General features: G+C 62.1%; 21 protein-coding genes. 12 read left to right on the forward strand and 9 right to left on the reverse strand.

What is annotated here, in order from left to right:
• Positions 1 to 284: 284 nt before the first annotated feature.
• On the forward strand, positions 285 to 971 hold the full coding sequence (locus AC1DLT_RS27350; protein ID WP_477488823.1) for a PadR family transcriptional regulator: 687 nt from the start codon (positions 285 to 287) through the stop codon (positions 969 to 971).
• 67 nt (positions 972 to 1,038) lie between these two features.
• Here the strand turns inward: AC1DLT_RS27350 and AC1DLT_RS27355 are convergent, their stop codons facing one another.
• From AC1DLT_RS27355 to AC1DLT_RS27375, 5 genes are all read right to left on the reverse strand, one after another.
• A complete protein-coding gene (locus AC1DLT_RS27355; protein ID WP_477488824.1) occupies positions 1,039 to 1,542 on the reverse strand; it encodes a DUF1203 domain-containing protein in 504 nt (167 codons plus the stop codon).
• 147 nt (positions 1,543 to 1,689) lie between these two features.
• Positions 1,690 to 2,247, reverse strand: a complete 558-nt coding sequence (locus AC1DLT_RS27360; protein ID WP_247039694.1) for a GNAT family N-acetyltransferase — start codon at positions 2,245 to 2,247, stop codon at positions 1,690 to 1,692.
• A 5-nt stretch (positions 2,248 to 2,252) separates the two neighbouring features.
• Complete coding sequence (sseA, locus tag AC1DLT_RS27365) at positions 2,253 to 3,119, reverse strand: 3-mercaptopyruvate sulfurtransferase (RefSeq protein WP_038542309.1); 867 nt, start codon at positions 3,117 to 3,119, stop codon at positions 2,253 to 2,255.
• 24 nt (positions 3,120 to 3,143) lie between these two features.
• Positions 3,144 to 3,881 (reverse strand): alanyl-tRNA editing protein, encoded by a 738-nt coding sequence (locus tag AC1DLT_RS27370; RefSeq protein WP_038542311.1) that lies wholly within the window; start codon positions 3,879 to 3,881, stop codon positions 3,144 to 3,146.
• A 22-nt stretch (positions 3,882 to 3,903) separates the two neighbouring features.
• Positions 3,904 to 4,941: a cysteine synthase A gene (locus AC1DLT_RS27375; RefSeq protein ID WP_038549075.1), complete on the reverse strand. Its 1,038-nt coding sequence runs from the start codon at positions 4,939 to 4,941 to the stop codon at positions 3,904 to 3,906.
• A 340-nt stretch (positions 4,942 to 5,281) separates the two neighbouring features.
• Here AC1DLT_RS27375 and AC1DLT_RS27380 point away from each other — a divergent pair, with 340 nt between their 5' ends.
• Positions 5,282 to 5,923 carry a ChrR family anti-sigma-E factor gene (locus tag AC1DLT_RS27380; protein WP_038549077.1) on the forward strand — a complete coding sequence of 214 codons (642 nt, stop codon included), beginning with the start codon at positions 5,282 to 5,284 and terminating at the stop codon, positions 5,921 to 5,923.
• 31 nt (positions 5,924 to 5,954) lie between these two features.
• Here AC1DLT_RS27380 and AC1DLT_RS27385 read toward each other — a convergent pair whose 3' ends face one another.
• From AC1DLT_RS27385 to AC1DLT_RS27395, 3 genes are all read right to left on the reverse strand, one after another.
• Positions 5,955 to 6,197, reverse strand: a complete 243-nt coding sequence (locus tag AC1DLT_RS27385) for a DUF982 domain-containing protein (RefSeq protein ID WP_007772754.1) — start codon at positions 6,195 to 6,197, stop codon at positions 5,955 to 5,957.
• 157 nt (positions 6,198 to 6,354) lie between these two features.
• The gene (locus tag AC1DLT_RS27390; RefSeq protein ID WP_051900072.1) at positions 6,355 to 6,744 is read right to left on the reverse strand and encodes a DUF1236 domain-containing protein; all 390 of its coding nucleotides are present in this window, start codon (positions 6,742 to 6,744) and stop codon (positions 6,355 to 6,357) included.
• An 86-nt stretch (positions 6,745 to 6,830) separates the two neighbouring features.
• A complete protein-coding gene (locus AC1DLT_RS27395; RefSeq protein WP_038542313.1) occupies positions 6,831 to 7,532 on the reverse strand; it encodes a DUF899 family protein in 702 nt (233 codons plus the stop codon).
• Between the two features lie 164 nt (positions 7,533 to 7,696).
• Here AC1DLT_RS27395 and AC1DLT_RS27400 point away from each other — a divergent pair, with 164 nt between their 5' ends.
• On the forward strand, positions 7,697 to 8,338 hold the full coding sequence (locus AC1DLT_RS27400) for an alpha/beta hydrolase family protein (protein ID WP_038542314.1): 642 nt from the start codon (positions 7,697 to 7,699) through the stop codon (positions 8,336 to 8,338).
• A 211-nt stretch (positions 8,339 to 8,549) separates the two neighbouring features.
• The gene (locus AC1DLT_RS27405) at positions 8,550 to 10,439 is read left to right on the forward strand and encodes a bifunctional sugar phosphate isomerase/epimerase/4-hydroxyphenylpyruvate dioxygenase family protein (protein WP_477488825.1); all 1,890 of its coding nucleotides are present in this window, start codon (positions 8,550 to 8,552) and stop codon (positions 10,437 to 10,439) included.
• A gap of 63 nt (positions 10,440 to 10,502) precedes the next feature.
• Here the strand turns inward: AC1DLT_RS27405 and AC1DLT_RS27410 are convergent, their stop codons facing one another.
• A complete protein-coding gene (locus tag AC1DLT_RS27410; RefSeq protein ID WP_436109456.1) occupies positions 10,503 to 10,814 on the reverse strand; it encodes a helix-turn-helix transcriptional regulator in 312 nt (103 codons plus the stop codon).
• Between the two features lie 92 nt (positions 10,815 to 10,906).
• On the opposite strand from AC1DLT_RS27410, the gene AC1DLT_RS27415 reads away from it, so the two are divergent.
• From AC1DLT_RS27415 to AC1DLT_RS27450, 8 genes are all read left to right on the forward strand, one after another.
• Positions 10,907 to 13,828, forward strand: a complete 2,922-nt coding sequence (locus AC1DLT_RS27415) for a monovalent cation/H+ antiporter subunit A (protein ID WP_477488875.1) — start codon at positions 10,907 to 10,909, stop codon at positions 13,826 to 13,828.
• Entirely contained in the window at positions 13,828 to 14,166 is a 339-nt protein-coding gene (locus AC1DLT_RS27420) for a Na+/H+ antiporter subunit C (protein ID WP_046601424.1), read from the forward strand. Before AC1DLT_RS27415 ends, AC1DLT_RS27420 begins: the two co-directional genes overlap by 1 nt.
• Positions 14,163 to 15,794, forward strand: a complete 1,632-nt coding sequence (locus AC1DLT_RS27425; protein ID WP_477488826.1) for a monovalent cation/H+ antiporter subunit D — start codon at positions 14,163 to 14,165, stop codon at positions 15,792 to 15,794. The genes AC1DLT_RS27420 and AC1DLT_RS27425 overlap by 4 nt, the downstream gene beginning before the upstream one ends.
• The gene (locus tag AC1DLT_RS27430; protein WP_038549083.1) at positions 15,794 to 16,270 is read left to right on the forward strand and encodes a Na+/H+ antiporter subunit E; all 477 of its coding nucleotides are present in this window, start codon (positions 15,794 to 15,796) and stop codon (positions 16,268 to 16,270) included. Before AC1DLT_RS27425 ends, AC1DLT_RS27430 begins: the two co-directional genes overlap by 1 nt.
• Entirely contained in the window at positions 16,267 to 16,548 is a 282-nt protein-coding gene (locus AC1DLT_RS27435; RefSeq protein WP_037084596.1) for a K+/H+ antiporter subunit F, read from the forward strand. The genes AC1DLT_RS27430 and AC1DLT_RS27435 overlap by 4 nt, the downstream gene beginning before the upstream one ends.
• The gene (gene mnhG, locus AC1DLT_RS27440) at positions 16,545 to 16,943 is read left to right on the forward strand and encodes a monovalent cation/H(+) antiporter subunit G (RefSeq protein WP_247136388.1); all 399 of its coding nucleotides are present in this window, start codon (positions 16,545 to 16,547) and stop codon (positions 16,941 to 16,943) included. Before AC1DLT_RS27435 ends, mnhG begins: the two co-directional genes overlap by 4 nt.
• A gap of 395 nt (positions 16,944 to 17,338) precedes the next feature.
• Positions 17,339 to 18,742, forward strand: a complete 1,404-nt coding sequence (locus AC1DLT_RS27445; RefSeq protein WP_477488827.1) for an aminotransferase-like domain-containing protein — start codon at positions 17,339 to 17,341, stop codon at positions 18,740 to 18,742.
• A gap of 132 nt (positions 18,743 to 18,874) precedes the next feature.
• Positions 18,875 to 19,258 carry a DUF983 domain-containing protein gene (locus AC1DLT_RS27450; RefSeq protein WP_477488876.1) on the forward strand — a complete coding sequence of 128 codons (384 nt, stop codon included), beginning with the start codon at positions 18,875 to 18,877 and terminating at the stop codon, positions 19,256 to 19,258.
• The last annotated feature ends 4 nt before the right edge of the window (positions 19,259 to 19,262 follow it).

The following is a 19,262-nucleotide window of genomic DNA, read 5'->3' on the forward strand; positions in this document are numbered from 1 at the left end:
ATCAAATCTTGCGAAGCAGGTGATCCTTCGGCACCAGACCCTCGAGCGTCACCATCTCAAGAGCCGTCTGGCAAGGGGCAGGTTTCTTCAACATGTCCCAATGAATCACAAACCCCCGGACCACGCCAGGGGTTTGTCAGCAGTCTGACGCCGGGCGCTTCGCGTCCGGCGTTTTTCTATGTTCAAGATCAATGCGATATGATTTAGATATATCTTAGTTGTTGACGAAATCTCCTGAGTGGCTATCTTTAGATATATCGAAAGACAGTCTGAGGAGACAAGAAATGTTCAAACACAGGTTCGATGGAAGACATGGCTGCGGCGAGCGTGGCGACCGCAAGGGTTTCGAGGAAATGTTCGCCGCCCGCGGCGGCCCGTTTAGCGGGGGATTTGGACGCGGCGGCCGGGGCGGTCCCGGCGGCGGCCGCGGTTTCGGCGATGACGGTGATGGCCGTATCGGCCGCTTCCTGATGCAGGGCGACCTGCGCCTCGTCGTATTGGCGTTGATCGAGAAGGAGCCGCGCCACGGCTACGAGATCATCAAGCATATCGAGGATCTCACCTACGGCTTTTATGCGCCGAGCCCCGGCGTCATCTACCCGACGCTGACCTATCTCGAGGAGGCCGGCTATGTGGTCGCCGAGGCGGACGGCAACAAGAAGCGCTATGCGATCACCGACGAAGGCCGCAAGTATCTCGACGAGAACCGCAGCTTTGCCGCGACGATCCTCGATCGGCTGTCGCAGCTCGCCGAGCGCATCAAACAGCGGCAGGAACGCCACGAGCGCGGTCGCGAGACCGGTCCGTCGTTGCCGCGCAGCATCGATGCAGCCATGCTCAACCTTCGCGAGGTGATTGCCCGCAAGCTTGAGGGTGACGAAAAGAAGGGCGGCGAGATCGTCAGGCTGCTGCTCGATTTCGCCGAGAACCTTGAACGCGACGACGAGCAGGGCGACAATACCCAGAATTGAAGCCTAAGCGGGCTTCAAAACGAACATGATGGCGCGCCGCTTCGATGGAACGGCGCGCTTTCGCGTTTCAGATTGCGAGAGCCGGGTCCGCGAACGCCCGCACCTCGACCTTGTCGATCCGGCACTGGTAGCAATTGTTGCGGGCCGAGCGGACATGCACATAGGCGATGTCGTCGCGTGCCAGCAGTTCCTCGGCGCGCGAGGTGATCTTCTCGGTCGGCGTCACGGCGCCGCTGCCATAGACGATGCGGTCGTCCCGTCCATAGCCGCGGACGATATAATCCGTGCTCGCCAGCATGGGCGGCAGGACCTCTTCCGCCGCGTAACGCCGGCAGGGCTGCTTGTGCAGGAAGATCGGCCCGGTTTCCGCATAGGGCTGCAGTTCGGGGAAGGGCCGGTAGGCGAGAACCAGCAATTCCTCGCCCGCATCGATATTCTTGAGGCAATGGCGGCAGGGATAACCGGGTCCGTCGGACGTCATCGTTTCCGGCTGGCGTCCGTAGGCATCGGCGCCGCCCTTCCAGAGATGCTCGGCATCAGCGGCGGGCATGGCAATGAAGGAAATGGTCATCGGGCTCTCCTGTGGTGCGTGTTGCACAAGAGATGCGCCTGTCGAATGCCTCTCGCCACCCGATACTTGCCTCCGGTCAAGAATATGAATGCGTCAGCATCATCACCACCAAAGCGATCAGCATCGCCTTGGGTGAAAATTTGAACATCAGCCGTCGAGCGCTTTCAGGAGCTCGGCATCCGTCATCGGCGGGACCAGCGCTTCGTAGGTCGAAACCGGCGAAAAGCCCATCATCTGGTAGAGCTGCAGGGCGCGCGGATGGTCGAGTGTGTTGGTGGTGACGGTCACCTTCTGCGGATTGTCCTGCCAGGCGGCATAAAGCGCCTGAAGCAGGAACCACTTGCCGATGCCGAGCCCGATCGCCCGTTCGAACAGCCCGAAGTAGGAGAGTTCGATGACGTCGTCGCTTTCCTTGAACAGCTCGAAAAAGCCGGCCGGCGCGCCGTTGACGTAGAGCACCGTCACGGAGGTTCGCGGATTATGGACGGCGGCCGCAAGTTCGTCGTCACCCATGCGCAGGCGCTTGTACCAGTGCCAGCGTTTGCCCACCTGCCGATAGAGATAGCGATAGTAGTGAAGCGGGATTTCGGGGGCACGGATGATCGCCGTCTGGATATTGACCGGCACCGCCAAGCTGGTCTTCGGCGGTGCGGTCATTTCCAGGCTGGTGACATGGGCTTTCAGCGGAGCTGGCTTCTTCGCCATGGCGATCACGCCGCTTTCGGCGAGGGCGGGCCGGTAACGACCGGCGTATCCTGGCGGCTGCCCCATTCGGTCCACGAGCCGTCGTAAAGCGAGTTGTCCTCATGGCCGAGGGATTCGAGCGCCAGCGTGATGATCGCGGCGGTGATGCCGGAGCCGCAGCTCGTCACCACCGGCCGGCCGAAATCGATGCCAGCATCCTCGATCGCCTTTTGCAGTTCGGGCAGCGAACGCAGCTTGCCGTTGACCGAGAACGTGCCGGACGGAAGGCTGGCCGCACCCGGCATGTGGCCGGAACGCATGCCGGCGCGCGGCTCCGGATCGGTGCCGGCAAAACGGCCGGCAGGCCGCGCATCGGCGATCTGGCGGGTGCCATCGCTGACGATCGACAGCATGGTCTGGAAGTCGATCACCTTGTCCACCCTGAAATTCGGGGTGAAGATGACGGGTTCGGGCGAAGGGACGGTCGTTTCGAGCGGCCGGCCTTCCGCCTTCCAGCCATCGATGCCGCCGTCGAGCACGAAGACCTGTCTTGCGCCCATGATGCGGAACAGCCACCAGCCGCGCGGCGAGGAGAAGATGCCGGGACCGTCATAGATGACGATCCGGTCGTTCTCGCGGATGCCCATACGGCCGACCGCCTCGGCAAACACGTCCGGCGCCGGCACCATATGCGGCAAGTTGGTCGAGTGGTCGGCGACCTTGTCGTGGTCGAAGCGGATGGCGCCCGGAATATGTCCGGCCGCGTATTCGGCATCCGCGTCGCGGTTCTGCGCGGGAAGATAGAAGGAGGCATCAAGGATCTTGAGGTCGGGGCTGCCGAGCTCGTTGTGAAGCCACTCGGACGAAACGACGAAACGGCTGGTTTCACTCATGTCAAATCTCCTTTGGGCCTGATATCAGGCCTCTGCGCCGGGCTCGCCGAACCGGATGCGGAACCGGCGGTTTTCCTTGCCCTTCTTCTCGATCTTGGCGATATGAATCGCCCCGACCTCCTGCGTTTCGGAGACATGTGTTCCACCGCAGGGCTGGCTGTCAACGCTGGAATTTTCGCCTATGCAGACGAGGCTGACCCGCCCGAGGCCCATCGGCGGGCGGACATTCTTCGACTTGACGATACCCGGATTGGCGGCAAGCTCCTCGTCTGTGATCCACTGCACGTAGACGGGATGGTTCTGGCCGACCAGCTCCATCAGCCTGGCGGTTACCTCCTGCCGGTCGATCGTGTCGGTCATGTCGAAATCGACGCGCGACTCCTCTTCGCCGACGGCGGCCCCGGTGATCGGATACTGGCAGACGACGGAAAGAAGATGGCAGGCGGTGTGCATGCGCATCAGCTTGTAGCGGCGCTGCCAGTCGATATGCATGACCAGGTTTTCGCCGACCAGGGGCTGGGCTTCGCCTTCGAGCGGCACATGGATGACGATATCCTTGGAGGCGCCGTGCCTTGTCTGGCCAAGCTGGATTTTGGTGCCGTCGGCCCGTTCCAGAAAGCCGGTATCGCCCGGCTGGCCGCCCGACGTTGCATAAAAACAGGTACGATCGAGCTCGATGCCGCCGTCCTCGTGGATGGCCGTCACCACCGCTTCTGCTGTCGATAGATAAAAATCGTCGCGGTAGAGAGCTTCAGCGGGCATAAATCACTCGTTCTTCAAGGTATCAGACCGTCTGGAAGGGAATGTCGATCTGCCGCTTCTGCGTCAGCCAGGCAGGCACGGGCAGGCCCTTCGACTTCAGGAAATCCGGGTTGAAAAGCTTGGACTGATAGCGGTTGCCGTAGTCGCAAAGCACCGTCACGATCGTGTGGCCGGGGCCGAGATCCCTGGCGAGGCGAACGGCGCCGGCAATGTTGATGCCGGTCGAACCGCCGAGGCAGAGGCCTTCGTGCTCGACCAGGTCGAAGATATAAGGCAGCGCTTCCGCATCCGGGATCTGGTAGGCGAAATCCGGCTTGAAACCTTCGAGATTGGCAGTGATGCGGCCCTGGCCGATGCCCTCGGTGATCGAGTTGCCTTCCGACTTGAACTCGCCATGGGCATAGAATTCGTAGAGGGCAGCACCTTCCGGATCGGCGATGCCGATCTTGATTGCCGGGTTGCGGGCCTTGAGGCCAAGGGCGACGCCGGCAAGCGTGCCGCCCGAGCCGACCGCGCAGATAAAGCCGTCTACCTTGCCGCCGGTCTGCTCGAAGATTTCGGGCGCCGTGGTGTGGATATGGGCTTCCCGGTTGGCGACGTTGTCGAACTGGTTGGCCCAGATCGCACCGGCGGGCTCGGACTTCGCCAATTCTTCAGCAAGCCGTCCGGAGATTTTCACATAGTTGTTCGGGTTCTTGTAAGGGACGGCGGGAACCTCGACCAGTTCCGCACCGAGCAGTTTCAGCGCGTCCTTCTTTTCCTGGCTCTGAGTTTCCGGAATGACGATGACGGTGCGATAGCCGAGTGCCTTGGCGACCAGGGTCAGGCCGATGCCGGTATTGCCGGCCGTGCCTTCGACGATGACGCCGCCGGGGCGCAGGAGCCCCTTCTTTTCAGCGTCGCGGATGATGTAGAGCGCTGCCCTATCCTTGACCGATTGGCCGGGGTTCAGGAACTCCGCCTTGCCGAGGATTTCGCAGCCGGTCGCTTGGGAAGCGCCGTTCAGCCGGATGAGGGGCGTGTTGCCGATCACGTCAAGGACGGAGGAATGGGAGGTCATCGGGGGTGCCTTCTTGTTCATCGCACATGTAAACAGGGTCTTTTCGGCGGACAAGGACCCGGAGGCAAGAAATTCTGTTTCCGGAAAGGGTTTGCCCCCGTAAAATCCGTCTTTTCGTGGCTGGATCTATGGTTGCGACGGCGGCTAAAAGAGCGCTTCGAGCGCCACCCTCTAATGTATCGACGGGCCGTTAAAAAAAACGGCGCGATTATATTGGAAGTAGTAATCCAAATTTCTCTCCAGACGTATAGACGTAGAGTTGAAGCAGATACGGATCCGCGCTGCGCGATGAAGTGAGGGCGCTTTGACCCGATTTCCTGCATGAAACTGGCATTTGGACATGCTGCAGAACCTCGAACGGCTGGATCTTCTGATCGCGCATTACGTGTCTGGCTCTCTTCCTGAGCCGGCTCATGTTCTCGTCGGTTCGCATCTGGAAATGCACTCGCCGTCTGCGAAACTGGCCGGTGTCATGGAGGAGTATGCAGGCGATGCCCTGAATATCACTCCACCCCTGGCATTGTCCGACGCCAAGCGACGGTTGGCCGAAATCTTCGCGTCTGCGCCGCCGCCGGAGCATCGGCCCAGGATCTTCGGAAAATCGAAGCTCCCCGCACCGCTACGGGCTTATGTCGGCGCCGATCTCGCCGATATCAGATGGAAAACGAAATTGCCGGGTCTGCGGCATCACGTCATCGAAAAATCGAAGGAAGTCGAGACGAGTTTTTTATGGGTACGGCCGGGAAGGGCACTCCCGCAGCACGGCCATCACGGGCTTGAATTGACATTGGTGCTTGAGGGCGAGTTTCACGACCATCGCGGCAATTTCGGTGAGGGTGATGTCTCCGTCGCGGACGAAACACTGGACCATCGGCCGATCGCGGGTAAGCGCGGGCCGTGCTTGTGTTTCTCCGTGCTGTTCGCGCCGATCGCCCTTTCCGGCTCCACCCTCCGGCTTTTAGGCGATATCATCGGTCTCTGAACCATGAAGGCCGGCGATCGCCGGCCATCGTTCAGTTAAGATGCAGTTGCGCTTCGCTGACTGCTTCCTCAAATTGCTGGCGCGCTTCTTCCGGTGACCTGCGCCCATCGAGCGCTGCCCGGCAGACGCTGCGCGCCTTGACAAAGTGTGGTCCGCGCATGTCCGGCCACCGGTCCGTCAAAAGCGCAAGCGCCTCAAACGGTCCGTTGATGACCTCAGTACCGAGTTGCCCGAAGGCGACGCGCACCGGTTTTTGCCAACTTGCCTGCGGCATCTTTCGTGTCCTCCCTGGATACCAACCTTAAAAAACGATGCAGCCGGCATTTGGTTCCGCCGGATTCAAAAAATTTTTGATCGGGCAGGCCATGATCTAAAAAACAAGCCGCCGTACCTCTCGATACGACGGCTTTCGGTCAGCAATGCGGAAGCGATTACTCGACGACCTGAACCACGGTGTGGGTGCGCGGATCGACGATGACGCGCTGCTGGTTGACGACGGCATAGGCATAGGTCGGCGCTTCCGGGATCGGGGTGAGGACGACCTGTTGCGGGATCGGCTGGCCGACGACGACGCGCTCCTGCACCACGACGGACTGCTGTATCGGTTGCTGGCGCACGTAGGTGACGACGCGTTCCGGCGGCGGGTCGATCGCCGTGCCGGCGACCGCGCCGACTACGCCACCGACGGCAGCGCCAACCGGACCACCGACGATTGCACCGGTAACCGCACCGCCCACGGCGCCGTTGACCGTGCTCTGCTGGGCCATTGCGCCGGTCGCGAGGAGGCCGATCGCGGCGGAGAGAATGATGAGCTTTTTCATGGTCACTTCCTTATCGGTTGAAGTGGCCGGAGAACGTGGCGGCATCATCTTTCGTTCCGCCTTGATCGGCGCGTAGGACTTCAGTCCTAATAGGACAGCTTGGGATACCAGTGCGGCGCGCGGCCTTCCGGGGTAGAGTCGAGGATCGTCCAGATTGGCATCAGATCGGGTGCGCCGCGCGGGTCCTGGCCGGGGTCGGCAGTGGCACCGCCCATCTCGCCGCTCCAGAAATGCCGTATGGTTCCATCCCGGCGGGTGAACACGTTGAAGGCCGCGTCGTCGCTGCCGTCCTTGCCGATCGCGTGGTAATCCCGGCTGAACTCGCCGCTCGTATCCGAATAGAGCGGCAGATGGTGCCAGCCGCGCTCCCGTTTGAAATCGGTGAGCCGCTGCAGCGGCGAACGTGCGACGACGGCGAACGCGACGCGCTGCTGGATGTCGGGAACCTCGCCGTCCCAGGAGGAAAGCAGCGACGTGCACATCGGGCAGGGCCGCTCGCGCTGCGGACCGAACATATAGCTGTAGATGACCAGCGTTTCCTTGTCCGCAAACAGCTCTTCGAACGAAATCCTGCCGTTCACGCCCTCGAACGTATAGTTCTTCGGCACATGTCCGCCCGGCGGCAGATGGCGTCTCTGCTCGGCAACGCGCTCGATATGGCGACGGAGCTCGATTTCCTCGGCGAGAAGCGCATCCCGCGCCTCCCTGTATGCGGCGCTTTCGTTGGGAAAGTGCACGCCATTCTTTCTTGCAAGTTCGATTGCTGGTGTGAGGCTCTGCATATCCATGACATTCCTCCGTCTGTAATGGTAGGGCAGGAGACTTGGCCTTGCCCCCGCTGATATAGTCGCCAAATTGCGGGCGGACACGGGCTCGCCCACATAAAGGACGTGCGCCGGCGGTCTATTCCGACAGGCGCGCGGGAAAAGTGAACCGGAATTGAGGGAGCAAGATGTCAGGGCGATTTCTGATCGAGGGACCGCAAGACGCGCGTCTCACGATCCTGCTTGCGCACGGCGCCGGCGCGCCGATGGATTCGGCATCGATGACGGCTGCGGCGAAAGCCCTGTCGGCCACGGGTTTTCGTGTCGCGCGTTTCGAATTCGGCTACATGGCTGCCCGGCGTACCTCCGGCGATCGCAAGCCGCCTCCACGGGCAGAGACGCTCAATCCCGAATACAGGGCGGCGATCGCCGAACTCGGTGCGAAGGGACCGCTGATCATCGGTGGCAAGTCGATGGGCGGACGGGTGGCGAGCATGATTGCCGACGAGCTTTACGATGAGGGCAGGATCGCCGGCCTGTTGTGCCTCGGTTATCCGTTCCATCCTCCGGGAAAACCGGAGCAGCTTCGCACCCAGCATCTCAAAAGTCTCAAGGCGCCGGCGCTGATCTGCCAGGGAACCCGCGATGAATTCGGCAACCGCGAAGAAGTATCTGGCTACGAACTCTCGAAGGCCATCGAGATCCTCTGGCTGGAGGACGGCGATCATGACCTGAAGCCGCGCAAGACGATTTCCGGATTTTCCGCCACCGACCATCTCGCGACGATGGCTGAAACCGTATCGGCCTGGGCCGCAAAATTGAAGCTCTGAACGCGGTCCCGTGGCCAGACTCTCGCTGCCTCGGCAGCGCCCAATCCGATTCCCGATTTCGGGCTATCGGTACACCCCAAACTTCCCATTTGATGTTACGAACTATTTAGTACAAAATAGTCTCGCTGATGCCGGCTCGAAGCGGGAGGTCGCTCGCCGGTGCATCTGAGGAGCCTCTTCGGTCACATTCCGAGGAAACGGGAGGGAGCGCATGAAAACGTCGATAGCCACGGTTTCGATCAGCGGAGAGCTGCCCGAGAAGCTGGAAGCGATTGCCAAGGCCGGTTTCGATGGAGTGGAGATCTTCGAGAACGATTTCCTCGCCTTCGACGGCAGCCCCGCCGATGTTGGCAGGATGGTGCGCGATCACGGCCTGGAGATCACGCTGTTCCAGCCGTTCCGCGATTTCGAGGGCATGCCTGCCTCGCATCGGAGCCGCACCTTCGATCGTGCGGAGCGCAAGTTCGACGTGATGCAGGAACTCGGCACCGACCTCGTCCTCGTTTGCTCCAACGTCTCGCCGGTCTCGCTCGGCGGCATCGACCGGGCGGCGGCCGATTTTCACGAGCTCGGCGAACGGGCCGCCAGGCGTGGGTTGAGGGTAGGCTACGAGGCGCTTGCCTGGGGCCGGCATATCAACGACCACCGCGATGCCTGGGAGATCGTGCGGCGCGCTGACCATCCGAATATCGGCCTCATCCTCGACAGCTTTCACACCCTGTCGCGCAGAATAGACATCAATTCGATCCGCTCCATCCCGAAGGACAAGATCTTCATCGTCCAGCTTGCCGATGCGCCGCTGATCGACATGGACCTGCTCTACTGGTCGCGGCATTTCCGCAACATGCCGGGCGAGGGCGATCTGCCGGTGACCGCCTTTACCACCGCGATCGCCGAAACCGGCTACGACGGGTATTTCTCGCTGGAGATTTTCAACGACCAGTTCCGCGGCGGATCCAGCCGGGCGATTGCCGATGACGGCCACCGTTCGCTGATCTATCTCGGCGACCAAGTGCGGCGCAGCCCGAACGCATCGGGCCTGACGGTTCGCGACATGCCGGACCGCGCTTCGGTCAAGGGGGTCGGTTTCGTGGAATTCTCCTCCGACGAGAAGGATGCGGCCGATTTGGCCGCGATCCTGCGAACGCTGGGTTTCCGCAAGACCGCCGTGCACAAGTCGAAGAAGGTCAGCCTCTACAGCCAGGGAGATATCCGTCTCCTCGTCAATACCGACGAGAAGGGTTTTGCCAACGCCTCGTTTGCCGTCCACGGCACCTCGGCCTATGCGATGGCCCTGGTCGTCGAGGATGCGGGGCAGGCGTTCGAAAGGGCGGTGGCGCTCGGGGCTGAACCGTTCCGGCAGCAGGTGGCGGAGGGTGAGGTGGATATACCGGCGATCCGCGGCGTCGGCGGCGGCCTCGTCTACCTGATCGACGACAAGAGCAATCTCGGCCGTTTTTCCGAGATCGATTTCCAGCCCGTCAACGAAGAAGCCGAGGTGGCGCCGGCGCATCTCGGGCATGTCGATCATATCGCTCAGACGGTCGCCTACGAGGAAATGCTGACCTGGCTGCTCTTCTACACCTCGATCTTCGAGACGCAGAAGACGCCGATGGTCGACATCATCGATCCGGCCGGCGTGATACGCAGCCAGGTGGTCGAAAACGCCTCCGGCACGCTGCGGATCACCTTGAACGGCGCCGAGAACCGCCGCACGCTGGCGGGTCATTTCATCGCCGAAAAATTCGGATCCGGGGTCCAGCATCTCGCCTTCCAGACCGACGACATCTTTGCGACGGCCGCGGCGCTGCGCAAGAACGGTTTCAAGCCGCTTGCCATCTCGCCCAACTACTATGGCGACGTCGAAGCCCGCTTCGGCCTCGATGCCGAGCTTTCTGAGCGGCTGAAGGAAGAGAACATCCTCTACGACCGCGACGAGCACGGCGAATATTTCCAGCTCTACAGCATGACCTATGGCGAGGGTTTCTTCTTCGAGATTGTCGAACGGCGCGGCTATCGCGGCTACGGCGCTCCGAACGCGATCTTCCGGATCGCGGCGCTGAAGAGGGCGCTTCGCCCTGAAGGCATGCCGAGGGTTTAAACGGCGCCGGGACGGCTCGGTCACCAACTGGTGATGCCCGGTCAGGGCCGCGCTCCGCTCGACCTATTGCCGTGTCTGGACGGCTCTCGGGCAGACGCCGAAATGTCCGCCCTCCATGTGGACGAAGGCGACGCCGCCCTCTTCGAAGGCGAGGCGCAGCTGCGCTTCCGTGGCGCGGTGCAGGTCGTGCCGGCTGCCCTCGTAATCACGGATGGTGCTGCGCGACACGCCCGACCGCTCGGCGAGATCGGTCTGCGTCCAATCCAGAAACCCACGGGCGGCGCGACACAAGGCCGGCGTCAAAATTGCGTTCTTTGCGGCTTGACCCATCTCACCAAACTGCCCATATTGGTCAATATCTCCCATATATGGCAATTTGGATTAGATTGCTAGATGGAGCATTCGCAGGCATCTTCGCATCAGGCGCTGGGCGGATGCGCAGCACATAGGAAGGCCGGAGCATTGGGATAACGTCAGGACCATATCTTCTTCTTTTCCTGCTGGTCCTGCCTTTTCTCGGAAGCCTGGTCTCCGTATCTCTGCTGCGAACCCGTTCGCGCGTGCTGCCGTCCTGGGTCGCCGGCGCCACTGCTCTCCTGTCCCTGCTGATCATCGCGGCCTTCCATCCGAGTGTCACCAATGGCGGCGTGCTTCGCTTCGAGGGCACATGGCTGCCGCAGCTTGGCCTGAACTTCACGCTGCGCATGGATGGTTTCGCCTGGCTCTTCTCCATGCTGATTGCCGGCATCGGCTTTCTCGTGGTCGTCTACGCCCGCTACTACATGTCGGAAGACGATCCGGTCCCGCGCTTCTTCTCCTTCCTTCTCGCCTTCATGGGCGCGATGCTCGGCATCGTCATCTCCGGCAACGTCATTCTGCTGTCGGTGTTCTGGGAACTGACCAGCATCTTTTCCTTCCTGCTGATCAGCTACTGGCACAACAATGCCGCCGCGCGCGACGGCGCCCGCATGGCGTTGACGATCACCGGGATCGGCGGTTTCTGCCTGCTGATCGGCCTGCTGCTGCTCGGCAACATCGTCGGCAGCTACGACCTCGACAAAATCCTCGCCGCCGGTGATGTCATCCGCGGTCATTCCCTCTACGTGCCGGCGCTGGTCTTCATCCTGCTCGGCGCATTGACCAAGAGTGCCCAGTTCCCCTTCCATTTCTGGTTGCCCAATGCCATGTCGGCGCCGACCCCGGTCTCGGCCTTCCTGCATTCGGCGACCATGGTGAAGGCCGGCGTCTTCCTGCTGGTGCGGTTCTGGCCGGCCCTGTCGGGAACCTACGAATGGTTCTACCTGGTCGGGCTGGCGGGCATCATCACGCTGGTGCTCGGCGCCTATTTTGCGATGTTTCAGCAGGACCTGAAGGGCTTGCTCGCCTATTCGACAATCAGCCATCTCGGCCTCATCACCACGCTCTTAAGCCTCGGCAGTCCGCTCGCGACCGTTGCGGCGATCTTCCACATGGTCAACCATGCAACTTTCAAGGCGTCGCTGTTCATGGCGGCCGGCATCATCGACCACGAGACCGGCACGCGCGACATGCGACGATTGAGCGGGCTTTTCCGGTATCTGCCGATCACAGGCACGCTGGCCATGGTGGCGAGTGCCGCCATGGCCGGCGTTCCTCTGCTGAACGGCTTCCTGTCGAAGGAAATGTTTTTTGCGGAAGCGGTCGAAACCCACGCGGATTCTATCCTCGACCGCATCCTCCCCTATGTGGCGACCCTCGCCAGCGCCTTCAGCGTCGCCTATTCGCTGCGCTTCATTCACACGGTGTTCTTCGGCTCGCCGCCGACGGACCTGCCGAAGCCGCAGCCGCATGAGCCGCCGCGCTGGATGCGCTCTCCGATCGAGCTTCTGGTTGTCGCCTGCCTGATCGTCGGCATCATTCCGGCGATTTCGATCGGGCCTTTCCTGCAAACCGCCGTCGTCAGCGTGCTGGGTGCGCAGACACCGGAATACAGCCTTTCCATCTGGCACGGCGTCAACCTGCCGCTGATCATGAGCGCCATCGCACTTGTCGGCGGCACGCTGCTCTATCTCTCGCTCCGGAAATATCTCGCGACCTGCGAAGACGGCCCGCCCATCCTGCGCAACCTCAAGGGCCAGCGCATCTTCGAGCGCATTCTCGTGGAAGTGTCCTGGCGCTGGGCCCGCACGCTCGAACGGCGCTTCGGCACCCGCAATCTGCAGCCGCAGCTCCGCTGGGTGGTGGCGACCGGTTTCCTTGCCGGGCTCCTGCCGCTCTATCTCTCCGGTTTCGAAACCCGCGACATCGCATTTTCCGGCATCGATCCAGCCTTCGCGGCGATCTGGCTGCTCGGCATCTGCCTCGCCTTCGGCACCGCCTATCTCGCCAAATACCATCGCCTTGCAGCCCTCGTCATGCTCGGCGGCGTCGGGCTGATCGTCTGCATCACTTTCGTCTGGCTCTCGGCGCCGGATCTCGCCATCACGCAGCTCCTCGTCGAAATCGTCACCACCGTCCTCATCCTTCTCGGCCTGCGCTGGCTGCCGAAACGGACGCAGGGGATGGCCGAGTCGATCACGCTGCGGGCCCGCTTCCGCCGCTTCCGCGACCTGGCGCTCGCCGTCGTCTGCGGCATCGGCATGACCTTCATCGCCTATGCCGTCATGACCATGCCGGTGCCGGATGCCATCGCCAACTACTTCCTCGAAAACGCCTATTCGCGAGGCGGCGGGCGCAACGTCGTCAACGTCATCCTGGTGGATTTCCGCGGCTTCGACACGCTCGGCGAGATCGCAGTGCTCGGCGTCGTGGCACTGACGGTGTTCGCGCTGCTTCGCCGTTTCCGCCCGGCCGATGACAGCATGGACTTGCCGGAACAGCAGCGCATCCAGAACCGTTTCGATGAGGATCGTCCCGAGCGTTCGGCCGGCGATACGGTGCGTGACTACCTGCTCGTCCCCTCGGTCATCATGACCTGGCTGTTCCCGGTGATCATCACCTTCGCCGTTTATATCTTCATGCGCGGCCATGACCTGCCGGGCGGCGGCTTCTCGGCCGGTCTGACGCTGTCGATCGCGTTCCTGCTGCAATATCTGGCCGGTGGCACGCGCTGGGCGGAAGATCGCCTGCGCATTCTGCCGCTGCGCTGGATGGGAGTAGGCCTGCTGACGGCGGTTTCGACGGGCATCGGCGCCTGGTTCTTCGGTTACCCGTTCCTGACCTCGCATTTCCAGTATGTCGACCTGCCGCTGATCGGCAAGATGCCGGCCGCCACGGCGCTGCTCTTTGATCTCGGCGTGTTCTCGCTGGTGGTCGGATCCACGGTGCTCATTCTCGTGGCGCTGGCGCACCAGTCGATCCGCATCAACCGCCTGCGGGCGATCGATGCAGCGCGGACGGAGGAGGGCTGATGGAACTCGTTCTTGCCACCGCGATCGGCGTGATGACGGGCTGCGGCGTCTGGCTCATCCTGCGCCCGCGCACCTATCAGGTCATCGTTGGCCTTTCGCTTCTCTCCTATGCCGTCAACCTCTTCATCTTCGGCGTCGGCGGGGTGAAGACCAACGTCCCGCCGATCCTCGTCGACGGCGTTCCCACTTCGACGCTTGCCGATCCGGTGCCGCAGGCGCTGGTGCTGACGGCTATCGTCATCGGGTTTGCGACGACCGCGCTGTTTCTCGTCGTCATGCTCGCCTCCCGCGGGTTGACCGGTACCGACCATGTCGATGGGAGGAACGAGCCGAAATGAATGGCTGGATCCATCACCTCATCATCGCGCCGATCCTTGTGCCGCTGGTCGCCGCCGCACTCATGTTGTTCTTCGACGAGCGCCAGCGTGTCGTAAAAGCGATGATCAGCCTCGCATCGACGCTGATCCTGGTCGCCGTCTCGCTCACGCTTCTGCGGATCGAAAGCGGTCCAAGCGAATTCGACGGCGTTTATCTGCTCGGAAACTGGGCGGCGCCTTTTGGCATCGTGCTGGTTCTCGACGCGCTGTCGGCGCTGATGCTGCTGCTGACCGCGCTGCTCTCGGTCGCCGCGCTGGTCTTCTCGTTCGCCCGCTGGCATGCGGTTGGCGCGCATTTCCACACCATGTTCCAGCTGCTGCTGGTGGGTTTGAACGGCGCCTTCCTCACCGGCGACCTGTTCAATCTCTTCGTCTTCTTCGAGGTGATGCTGGCGGCATCTTATGGATTGCTGCTGCACGGCTCCGGCCCGCTGCGCGTCAAGGCGGGCATGCACTATATCGCCGTCAACCTGGCCGCAGCACTTCTGTTCCTGATCGGCGTGAGCCTGATCTACGGCACCGCCGGCACGCTCAACATGGCCGATCTTGCTGCCCGCATTCCCGATATCGAGCCGGACCGGCGGATGCTGATGGAAGCGGGAGCGGGCGTGCTCGGCATCGCCTTCCTCATCAAGGCGGGCATGTGGCCGCTCTGCTTCTGGCTGCCGACCGCCTATAGCGCCGCATCCGCACCGGTCGCCGGCATATTCGCGATCATGAGCAAGCTCGGCATCTACATCATCCTGCGGCTGACCATGCTGCTCTTCGGCGAAGGACCTTCCGCCGGTTTCGGCGCCGACGTGCTTCTCTACGGCGGCATCGCCACCCTGATCTTCGGCACGATCGGTGTACTGGCCTCGCAGGCGCTGGGACGGCTTGCAGGTTTCTCGGTTCTGGTCTCTTCCGGTACGTTGCTGATGGTGCTCGGCATCAATGACGGCTCGATCTCGTCCGGCGCGCTGCTCTATCTCGTCAGCTCGACGCTGACGATCAGCGCCTTCTTCATGCTGATCGAACTGGTCGAGCGCGGCCAGGATGCCGGCGCGATCGTCCTTGCGGTCACCATGGAAGCCTATGGCGACGCGGATGAGGACGAGCCGGAGGAAGGCGATGGCGTCACCATGCCGGGCACGATGGCGATCCTCGGCATCTGCTTTGCGGCCTGCGGCATCCTGCTGTCCGGCCTGCCGCCGCTCTCCGGGTTCATCGCCAAGTTCGCGATGCTGTCGGCGATGATGGGGACGGGGGCGATCGGAGTGCCGCCGACGACGGCCGTCTGGGTTCTGGTCATCCTCGTCATCCTCTCCGGCATTGCAGCACTGATTTCGATGACGCGCGCCGGCATCCGCACCTTCTGGAGCTCGCTCGAAGGTACCGTGCCGCGCGTCCTCGTCATCGAGATCGTGCCGGTGATGTTCCTGCTGTTCCTGACGCTTGCGCTCACCGTCCAGGCCGGACCGGCGATGCAGTATATGGATACGACGATCCGCAGCCTCAGCAATCCGCGGATCTATATCGATGCGGTGCGCAAAGCGGCGCCGATCCCCGACTACGACGGTGCTGCGTCGACCGAAGCGAGGGGTAAATGATGCTGCCCTATCCGCTGCTCACATTGTCGCTGGTCCTGATGTGGCTGCTGCTCAACGGCTTCACGCCCGGCCATCTGGTGCTCGGCATCCTGGTTGCCGTGTTCGCGTCGTGGGCGATGGCATCGCTGCGCCCGGACAAGCCGCGGCTCGGCAAATGGTACCTGCTGCCGAAACTGTTCGGGATCGTACTCTACGATATCGTCAAATCGAACATCGCGGTTGCGCTGATCATCCTCAAGGCCGGCCGCCGCAGCCACAATCCCGGTTTCCTGACCGTCGAGCTGGATATCGAGAACCATACCGCAATCGCGGTTCTGGCCGTCGTGCTGACCAGCACGCCGGGATCAGCCTGGCTGGAGTATGATTCAAACGACAAGACGGTGTTGCTGCATATCCTCGATCTGGACAACGAGGCGGAATGGCGTGACACGATCAAGAACAGATATGAGAAGCTGCTGATGGAGATATTCGCATGAGCGCCATCATTCTCTTCAGTGCGGTCTCGCTCGCCCAGCTGATGCTGGCGGCGGCGATGGCGATTGCCTCGGTGCGCATGTTCCGGGGGCCAAGGGCACAGGACCGGATCATCGGCCTCGACACGCTCTACATCAACGCCATGCTGCTGCTGGTGACCTTCGGCATCGGCACGGGCCGCGTGATCTATTTCGAGGCGGCGCTGGTCATGGGCATGCTGGGCTTCGTGGCGACCGTGGCGCTTGCGAAATTCCTGATGCGCGGGGAGGTGATCGAATGATGCAGGCTGCAGCCGATATCCCCGTCTGGGCCGCCATCGCGGTCGCGTTTTTCCTGCTGATCGGTTCGGGTCTTGCGCTGATCGGTGCCATCGGCTTCCTGCGCCTGCCGACCTTCTACGAGCGCATCCACGCGCCGACGCTCGGCACCAGCTGGGGGATCGGCGGCGTCATGCTGGCTTCGATGATCTTCTTCACGGTTTCGTCGGGACGCCTCGTATTCCACGAGATCTTGATCGGCATCTTCGTGACCGTGACGACGCCGATCACCTTCATGCTTCTCGCCCGCGCTGCCCTCCATCGCGACCGGGCGGAGGGGAACGGCAATGTTCCCGACAAGCAGAACAAGAGCCAGATAGCCAAGGGTGTTTCGGACGAGAGCGAGTCCCGGAACTGATAGGTTCCGCCGAGCCTCCTGTCGGCAATCAAACCCGCAGAACGCATCCGCACCATCACCACCCAAGTCCTTGCCGACGACGCAAGCAGACCACCACCCGCGCATCCGATATTTGAGGTGGTCCGGGAGCCATCAATTATGCGATCAATTGTGCGATGCAGCGTTCAGACCGAATTTCGAGCGGAAGGGCGCCGGCAAAGACAGTCGACAATGTGCGGTTCGGAAATTTAGCCTGAAAGCACGGGAAAATTGCAGCTAGGATAACTAGCTACCGTAAATGGAATGCTGCAGATATCTCCGGTCCTCAAGTTGCGGCGCAATATCCGTTTTCCTGATGACAGACTCACTGAGCAACAATATACCGTCAATCCAGGACTAACTATCGGACGTCATGGATGAAGACCTGGAAGCCTGACCTGACCCGCAGCCGCTCCCCGCGATACATGGCGATCGCCGATGTCATCGAGATGGACCTGAGGAGCGGCAACCTCGTCGTCGGCGACCGTTTGCCGCCGCAACGCGAGTTGGCAAAGGTGCTCGACGTCGATTTCACCACCGTGGCGCGCGGCTATCTGGAAGCCCAGAAGCGCGGGCTGGTCAGCTCGCATGTGGGACGCGGCACATTCGTGACCGGCGGCGCTGATAAGGAACGCCGGGGTTTCGTTTCCGAGGCCGCGCCGGATCCGCGCCGGGCCTCGATCGTCGATTTTTCGATGAACATGCCGCCGGAGCCGGATGATCCGGAACTGATCGCGCGAATGCGGGAAGGGCTCACCGCAGTCGCAACCAATCTCCTGCCTCTGCTGCGGTATCAGGGTTTCGGCGGTGCCGGCATGGACAAGGAGGCCGCCGCGGTTTGGCTCAGCCGGCGCGGCCTGGTTCCCTCGCAGGAGCGCATTTTCATCACTCCCGGGGCGCATCCGGCGCTGTTGGCGATCTTCGGTGTCTTGGCAAAACCGGGCGAGACGGTGCTGTCGGAAAACATCACCTATCCGGGCATGCGGTCGATAGCCGCCCAGCTGCGATTGAACCTCGTCGGCCTGCCGATGGACGAAGACGGCATTCTGCCGGCAGCCTTTGCTGAGGCCTGCGAGATGAACAAGCCGAAGGCGCTCTATCTCAATCCGATCCTGCAGAACCCGATGACGCTGACCATTCCGGAGCGGCGTCGGGAGGAAATTTCCGCTGTGGCACGCAAATACGGCGTGCCGATCGTCGAGGATGATGCCTATGGCTTTGTCCCTCTCCACGCTCCGGCGCCGCTCGCGGCGATGGCTCCGGACCTGACCTGGCATATTGGCGGGCTTTCGAAATGTATCGGCGCCGGCCTCAGGCTCGCCTATGTCGTCGCCCCGGATACCAAGGCGGCGTGGCCGTTCGTCAGTGCCATGCGTGCCAACAACGTCATGGCATCGCCGTTGTCGGCAGCGCTCGCCACCCGCTGGATCGAGGACGGCACGGCCGACAGCATGCTGCAGTTTATCCGGGCCGAAGCGGCGGCCCGCCAGGCGCTGGTCGCTGGCATATTGCCAAAGGGCAGCTATCGGGGCGACCCGCTCGGCTTCAACATCTGGCTGCCGTTGACCGAGGGCTGGACCCGCTCGACATTCGGCAGCCACATGCGCTCCGCCGGTATCGGTGTCGTGGCGAGCGATGCCTTCACCGTCGACGGGCCGGCTCCTGAAGCGGTGCGCGTGTGCCTCGGCGGTCCCATCCAACGGCCGGCGCTGAAGGCCGCTCTGGAATTCATGGGGCACGCGCTGGAGACCTCACCCGAAATGGCCGGCTCCTTCTTCTGATCTCTCCTCTTCCCGCGATCCGTGACCGGAATGCCCTGCGGCATTCTGGCCAATCGACGTATTGAATGCATCAATCTATATAAATGACTGCACTCAATAGTCGATTTGATCGCTTTGTTTCCAAGGACGATGATCATGGATCACGAATGGCCTCCTCTCCCTCCCATGCAGACCGGCATCCGTGGGCGTTGCCCGCGCTGCGGTCAGGGGCATCTGTTCAACGGCTTCCTGACGCTTGGCCGGAAGTGCGAGGCCTGCGGATTGGATTATTCCTTCGCCGACCCCGCCGACGGCCCCGCCTTTTTCGTGATCTGCTTCGCTTGCGTGCCGAGCGTGCTTCTCGGCGTCTGGCTGGAAGTGCAGTTCCAGCCAGCCTGGTGGGTTCACCTGCTGGTGACATTGCCCTTCATGCTGCTGACCTGTATTCCGCCGCTACGGCCGCTCAAGGGCTGGCTGGTGGCGAGCCAGTATTTCTACAAGGCGGAGGAGGGCAAGCTGGTGCGGCGGGCAGGTTGAACCC

The sequence above is a fragment of the Neorhizobium sp. 05N33 genome (genome assembly GCF_056397445.1).